Consider the following 6,624-nt stretch of genomic DNA (forward strand, 5'->3'; position numbering starts at 1 on the left):
CTCCTGTGCTTCCGGGCGGGCCGTATCAACGCGTACCGTACGGCCGATGGCTGCGTGACGCGAAGTCGAACCAGGAGGGCGTGTGCCCCGCATCTCCTTCGCCGCCGCTGATGGCACCGTGCTGGAGGGGCGGCTCACGCTCCCCGACCAGCCGCCGCTCGGCGCGGCGGTCCTGTGTCACCCGCACCCGCAGGCCGGCGGATCGATGGATTCGTGGATGATGCCGGTCCTGCAACGGGCACTGGTCGGCGACGGCTGGGTGGGGCTGCGGTTCAACTTCCGCGGCGTTGGCGGCTCCGACGGTTCTCACGGCGGGGGCCAGGCCGAACTCGCCGACGTCACGGGCGCGGTCGAGCGGGTCGTGGACGAGACCGACGCCGAGACGTGCCTGATGCTGGTCGGGTGGTCGTTCGGGGCGCACGTCGCGCTGCGGTCGGCGTTGGACGACGAACGCGTCGACGGATGGGTGGGAGTGGGACTGCTCGCCGACGGTGGCCAGTTCGCGCTCCCGCCGCTGGACGTCGACCGACTCGGCGAGTGGCGCGCACGCAAGCTGTTCCTGCACGGGTCGCGCGATCAGTTCACCAGCCTCGATCAGTTGCGGCCGATCGTCGAGGCAGCTGCCGAACCCAAGCAACTCCATGTGGTTGACGGCGGCGACCACTTCCTCGCCGAGCACGGCGATGTGCTGTCGGCCGAGGTACGCCGGTTCGGGCGGGCCCTGCTGGGCGACGAGTAGCTCGTGCGTGCCCGCTACGTCAACCGTCTGACCCGCGCCGACGTCGGGCGCCGGGTCGTGGTCCGTCGCTGGGTCGAAGACGACCGGCGCGGGCTGGTGCCCAGCGACGTCCTCGGCCAGCTCGAATCCTGGTCGGACGACGGCGTGCTGACGATCCGCACCAGGCGGGACGAGCAGGTGCAGGTCGACGAGCGCGACATCCTGGCGGCCAAGTCGATCCCGCCTCCGCCGGCTGGTCGTTGACCACCCCGCGTCACGGCCCTCGCCAGCGCGAAGCGATCGCCGCCTGTCCGATCGCGATGCCACCGTCGTTCGCCGGCACCGAGCGATGGACGAGGACGCCGAACCCGTCTTCCCGGAGCTGATCGGCGACCAGGTGTGTGAGCCGGACGTTCTGGAAGACGCCACCGCTGAGCGCCACCGTGTGCAGCTGCCGTTGCCGTGCCAGCTCGGTCGCCAGGCGGACGGTCGCCGCGGCCAGGCCCGCGTGGAAACCCGCCGCGATGCGGGCGACGTCCACGCCACGTCGGCGCTCGTCGAGCATCGCTGCCAGCAGCGGGGCCGGGTCCAAGACCCCGTGGTCGACATCGACCGGGTAGACGGGAGCGTCGGCCGGAGCGACCGCGTGCGCACGGGCCTCCAGCTCGATCGCGGCCTGACCTTCGTAGGTCACCCGCCCGCGGATGCCCAGCAGCGCCGACACGGCATCGAACAGGCGGCCGGCGCTGGTGGTCACCAGGGTCGCGTCGGAGGTGGCGACCTGCGCCACAGCGGCCCAGCGGTCGTCCAGTCGCGGCCCGATCCGCTCGAGCGTGTCGCGCCCCAGCGCCTCGCCGATCCAGCTCACCGCCATCCGCCACGGCTCGCGGATCGCTGCGGCTCCGCCCGGAAGCGGAGCGGGTCGCAGATGGCCGACACGCTCGAAGGCGCCGAGGTCGGCGACCAGGAACTCCCCGCCCCACAGCGTCCCGTCGCTGCCGAACCCCAGCCCGTCGAACGCGATCCCCAGGACCGGCCCCGGTTCGCCGTGGTCCACCAGGCACGACGCGATGTGCGCGTGGTGGTGCTGGACCGGGTGGGTTGGTAGGCCGAACTCGGTCGCGAACTTGGTCGACAGGTACTCCGGGTGCAGGTCGTGGGCCACCACTTCGGGGGCCACACCGAACAGGTGACACAGATGCTCGACCGCCTGCAAGAACGACGCGTACGTCGGGTAGTGCTCGAGGTCGCCGATGTGGTGGCTGGCGACGACCGCGGCTGCCTTGGCCACCGCGACGGTGTTCTTCAGCTCCGCCCCGACGGCCAGGACGTGCCGCTGCGTCGGTGACGGCAGCGTCAGCGGCTCGGGGGCGTACCCCCGGGAGCGACGGATCGGCTGGAGCCGGCCGTCGACGCCTGCGCGGACGACGCTGTCGTCGCAACGGATGTGGATGGCGCGGTCGTGGGACAGGACGGCGTCGACCAGGGGACCCAGCCGAGCGAGGGCGTCGTCGTCGTCGTGCGCGATCGGCTCGTCGGAGAGGTTGCCGCTGGTGAGCACCAGCGGAGAACCGAACCGCGCGGCGATCAGGTGGTGCAGCGGCGACGGCGGGAGCATCACCCCGAGCTCGGGCAGACCCGGGGCGACCGCATCGGCGACCGGCGCGTCGCGGCGGCGGGTGGCCAGAACGATCGGGCGGCGTGGACAGGCGAGCTCGGACTCCGCGTGCGCGTCGAGGTGGCATACGACGCGGGCGCCGTCGAGGTCGGTGACCAACAGCGCGAACGGCTTGTCGTCGCGCGCCTTGCGCCGGCGCAGCTCCCCGACCGCCGCCGCGTCGGCCGCATCGACCGCGAGGTGGTACCCGCCAACGCCCTTGATGGCCACGATGCGGCCCTGGGCGAGGTGGTGCAGGGTCAGGTCGAGGGCGTCGGCGCCTTTGGCCTGCGGCACTCCGGCGGGGTCGGTCAGGATCAGCTCCGGGCCGCAGTCGGGGCAGGCGTTGGGCTGAGCGTGGAAGCGACGATCGCCCGGGTCGTCGTACTCGGCCTGGCAGCGGGCGCACAACGTGAACGACGCCATGGTGGTCAGCGGGCGGTCGTAGGGGATGCGACGGGTGATGGTGTACCGCGGACCGCAGTTGGTGCAGTTGATGAACGGGTAGCCGTAGCGGCGGTCGGCCGGGTCGTCGAGTTCGGCCAGGCAGTCGTCGCACGGCCCGACGTCGACGCTGACCGGGACGTTGGGAGCGCCGCGGTCGCTGCTCGACACGATGGTGAAGCCGCCCGTGTCGGCGGTGGGGGTGATCCGCTCGGCGGCGACCGTGGCGACGCGGGCCAGCGGCGGGGCGTCGTCGACGAGACGTCGGCACAGCTCGTCGAGGTCGGCGGGGGCGCCTTCCGCCTCGATCAGGACGCCGAGGCTGTCGTTGGAGACGTACCCGTTGAGGGCCAGGTCGACGGCCGTGCGGTACACGAACGGGCGGAAACCCACCCCTTGCACGGTCCCGATGACGCGGATCCGCCGTCGTTCGCGCAGCACGGGTCGTTAGCAGATCCGCGGCAGCGGATCCCCGACGAGCATGTCGACGATGCGGCTGCCGCCGAAGGACGTCTGCAACAGCACCGCGCCGGCGGGCTCGGCGCGGACCTCACCGATCACCGCGGCGTCCTTGCCGAGCTCGTGGGCTCTGAGGGCGTCGAGCGCAGCGCGAGCCTCGTCGGGGGGGACGATCGCGACCAGCTTGCCTTCGTTGGCCACGTACAGCGGGTCGATCCCCAGGATGTCGCAGGCTCCCAGCACGGTCCGGTCGATGGGGAGCGCATGTTCGGCCAGGACCACCGACAGATCGGTCGCCTTGACCAGCTCGTTCAAGACGGTCCCCACCCCGCCGCGGGTGGGGTCACGCAGCCACCGCGTGTGGGGTGCGGCTTCCAGCAGGGTCTCGGTGACACCGTTCAGCGCTGCGGTGTCCGAGCGGATGTCCGCGTCGAGGTTGAGGTCGCCGCGGCCGAGCATCACCGCCATGCCGTGGTCGCCGATGGTTCCCGTGACGAACACCTTGTCACCCGGTCGGACCAGGTCCGCGGCCAGGCGACGCCCCTTGGGGATGACACCCACGCCGGTGGTGTTCACGTACAGCCCGTCGGCGGCGCCCTTGTTCACGACCTTGGTGTCACCGGTCACGATCGTGACCCCCGCTCGGGCAGCGGCCTCGGCCATGTCCTCGACGATGTCGCGGAGGTCGTCGACCGCCAGGCCCTCCTCCAAGACGAACGCGACCGACATCCACGTCGGTTGCGCGCCCATGCAGGCCAGGTCGTTGACCGTGCCGTGCACCGCCAGGGACCCGATCGTGGCGCCGGGGAACCGCCACGGGTTGACCACGAACGAGTCGGTACTCATCGCGAGTCGATCCCCCGATGGCAGCTCGAGGACGGCGCCGTCCCCGAGCGGCTCCAGCAGCTCGTTGCTGAACGCCTCGACGAAGACCGCGTCGACCAGCGCCGCGGAAGCCTTGCCCCCGGCCCCGTGAGCGAGGTTGACCGCGTCCTCCTTCAGCCGGGGACGCTTGCGGCGGAAGCGCTCGATGCGGGCGAGAACCTCCTCCTCGCGGGGGTCGTACGCCTCGGTGCGGCTCATGGGCCAGTCCTCGTCGCTGGGTGCGTTACCGCCGTTGGTTCACGCCACCGGCAGGCTGGTGACGTCGTCGCTCGTCGCGACCACGTCGTGTAGCCGGCCGAAGTTGTAGTAGGCGGCGCAGGCGCCCTCCGACGACACCATGCACGTCCCGATCGGCGTCTCGGGCGTGCACGACGTCCCGAAGACCTTGCACTCCCACGGCTTGATGACGCCCTTGAGGACCTCCCCGCACTGACAGGACTTGGGGTCGGCCACGCGGACGCCGGGGACCTCGAAGCGCAGCTCGGAGTCCCAGTCGGCGAAGGCGTCGTTGAGCTTCAGCGCGCTCTGGGAGATGAACCCCATGCCGCGCCACTCGAAGTGCGGCCGCAGCTCGAACACCTGCGCCAGGATCTGCAGGGCACGGGGGTTGCCCTCGTCGTGCACCACCCGGGTGTACTGGTTCTCGACCTCGCAGCGGCCCTCGGCCAGCTGCAACAGCAGCATGTAGACCGACTGCAGGACATCGAGCGGTTCGAACCCGGCGGTGACCAGCGGCTTGCCGTAGTCGCGTGTGACGAAGCGGTACGGCCGGTTGCCGATGACGGTGGAGACGTGCCCGGGACCGATGAACCCGTCGAGGCGCAGGTCCGGCGACTCGAGGATGGCGCGGATCGGGGGGACGATCGTGACGTGGTTGCAGAACACACTGAAGTTGCGGATCCCGGCGGCCTTGGCCTTGAGCAGGGTCACCGCCGTGGACGGCGCGGTGGTCTCGAACCCGACGGCGAAGAAGACGACGTCCCGGTCGGGGTTCTCCGACGCGATCTTCAACGCGTCCAGCGGCGAGTACACCATGCGGACGTCAGCGCCCTGCGCCTTGGCCTCCAGCAGACTCCCGCTCCCGCCCGGCACCCGCATCATGTCCCCGAACGAGGTGAAGATCACCCCGGGGGTCCGGGCGACGTGGATGGCGTCGTCGATGCGACCCATCGGGATCACACAGACCGGGCAGCCGGGGCCGTGGACCAGCTCGACGTTGTCGGGGAGCAGCTGCTCGATGCCGTGGCGGTAGATCGTGTGGGTGTGCCCACCACAGACCTCCATGAACTTGTAGTGGCGGTCGGGGGCCGCCAGGTCGCGGATCTCGCGCACCAGGGTGCGGGCCGCGGCCGGGTCTCGGAACTCGTCGACGAACTTCACGTGGCAGTCTCCCCATCGAGCCTGGTCTGGACGCGGCACCAGAGCTGGTACGCGGTAGCCGACTGCGCTTCCTGGATGCGGTGCACGCTGTCGGAGCCGACGATCAGGCAGTGCTGCAGGTCAGCACAGGCGCCCATCGCCCCGCCGTCGTAGCCGGCGAAGCCGACCGTGACGACGTCGCGCCGACGGGCCTCCTCGAACGCCTTGATCACGTTGTCGGAGTTCCCGCTGGTGGAGAACCCCATCGCGATGTCGCCGGGGCGGGCGTGGGCGATCAGCTGGCGCGAGAACACCCAGTCGAAGCCGATGTCGTTGGCCAGAGCGGTGAGCACCGACTCGTCGCTGGCCAGCGACCGCCCCGCCAGTGACCGTCCGCGCGGTGGGTGGGTGAACAGGGCAGCGATCCCTGCCGCGTCCGTGGCGCTCCCGCCGTTCCCGAACGTGAACAGGCGCCCACCGTCTGCGAACCGCTCGGCCATCGCGTCGGCGATCTCGTCGAGCTGCGCGTCGCATGCCTGGAGCGTGGCGGCCGACAGGGCAGCGCTCTGGGCGGCCTTGGCCTCCGCCGAGCGTGCGAGATCGTCGAGGAGCGACCCGGCGTCGCGCTCGTCGCCGTCGATCATCGGGTAGAGGAAATCCGCACCTTGTTGGCTCACTGGCTGTCCTCGAGATCGATCCGTGACAGCGCCGATCCGGCGTGCACCAGGACCAGATCGTGCTCGTCGATGTCGCCGACGAGCGTCGTGTCGATCTTCTCCCAGCCCTGTGCGGTGCGGGCGAGTGCTTCCCCACCGGCGCCGACGCTCACGATCTCGGCCAGGCGTCCTTCGTCGGAGCAGGTGATGCAGACGTCGTCGGTGCAGAGCGCGTCGTCGGTCGTGAGCAGGCCGGGGTGCTCGAAGCAGACGTGGGTGAGTTCCCACAGCAGGTGGTACAGCAGGATGAACCGGCCGTCGTAGGGTGCGAGCCCGTCGTCGGCGTGCAACCACAGGACGTGATCAGCGGACCCGCTGGGAGGTCGTTCCCCGGTCCCGATCCACACCGTGGTGGCGCCCCACGCGCCCGCTCGCCGCATCGCTTC

7 protein-coding genes are annotated in these 6,624 nt (G+C 70.8%); 2 read left to right on the forward strand and 5 right to left on the reverse strand.

Going from position 1 to position 6,624, the window contains the following annotated elements:
- The first annotated feature begins 82 nt into the window (after positions 1-82).
- Positions 83-739, forward strand: coding sequence for an alpha/beta fold hydrolase (locus M3N57_10225; protein MDP9023045.1), 657 nt, complete (start codon positions 83-85; stop codon positions 737-739).
- Between the two features lie 3 nt (positions 740-742).
- Positions 743-982 (forward strand): hypothetical protein, encoded by a 240-nt coding sequence (locus M3N57_10230; protein ID MDP9023046.1) that lies wholly within the window; start codon positions 743-745, stop codon positions 980-982.
- A 10-nt stretch (positions 983-992) separates the two neighbouring features.
- Here M3N57_10230 and hypF read toward each other — a convergent pair whose 3' ends face one another.
- The 5 genes from hypF to M3N57_10255 all read right to left on the reverse strand — a co-directional run.
- Complete coding sequence (hypF, locus tag M3N57_10235) at positions 993-3,212, reverse strand: carbamoyltransferase HypF (protein ID MDP9023047.1); 2,220 nt, start codon at positions 3,210-3,212, stop codon at positions 993-995.
- A 54-nt stretch (positions 3,213-3,266) separates the two neighbouring features.
- The gene (gene hypE / locus M3N57_10240) at positions 3,267-4,361 is read right to left on the reverse strand and encodes a hydrogenase expression/formation protein HypE (protein ID MDP9023048.1); all 1,095 of its coding nucleotides are present in this window, start codon (positions 4,359-4,361) and stop codon (positions 3,267-3,269) included.
- A gap of 39 nt (positions 4,362-4,400) precedes the next feature.
- On the reverse strand, positions 4,401-5,543 hold the full coding sequence (gene hypD, locus M3N57_10245) for a hydrogenase formation protein HypD (protein MDP9023049.1): 1,143 nt from the start codon (positions 5,541-5,543) through the stop codon (positions 4,401-4,403).
- Entirely contained in the window at positions 5,540-6,166 is a 627-nt protein-coding gene (locus M3N57_10250; GenBank protein MDP9023050.1) for an SIS domain-containing protein, read from the reverse strand. Before M3N57_10250 ends, hypD begins: the two co-directional genes overlap by 4 nt.
- A 29-nt stretch (positions 6,167-6,195) precedes the next feature.
- A partial coding sequence (locus tag M3N57_10255) for a HypC/HybG/HupF family hydrogenase formation chaperone (GenBank protein ID MDP9023051.1) occupies positions 6,196-6,624 on the reverse strand: 429 nt, incomplete at its 5' end.

It is taken from the genome of Actinomycetota bacterium (assembly GCA_030776725.1).
Classification (GTDB): domain Bacteria; phylum Actinomycetota; class Nitriliruptoria; order Nitriliruptorales; family JAHWKO01; genus JAHWKW01.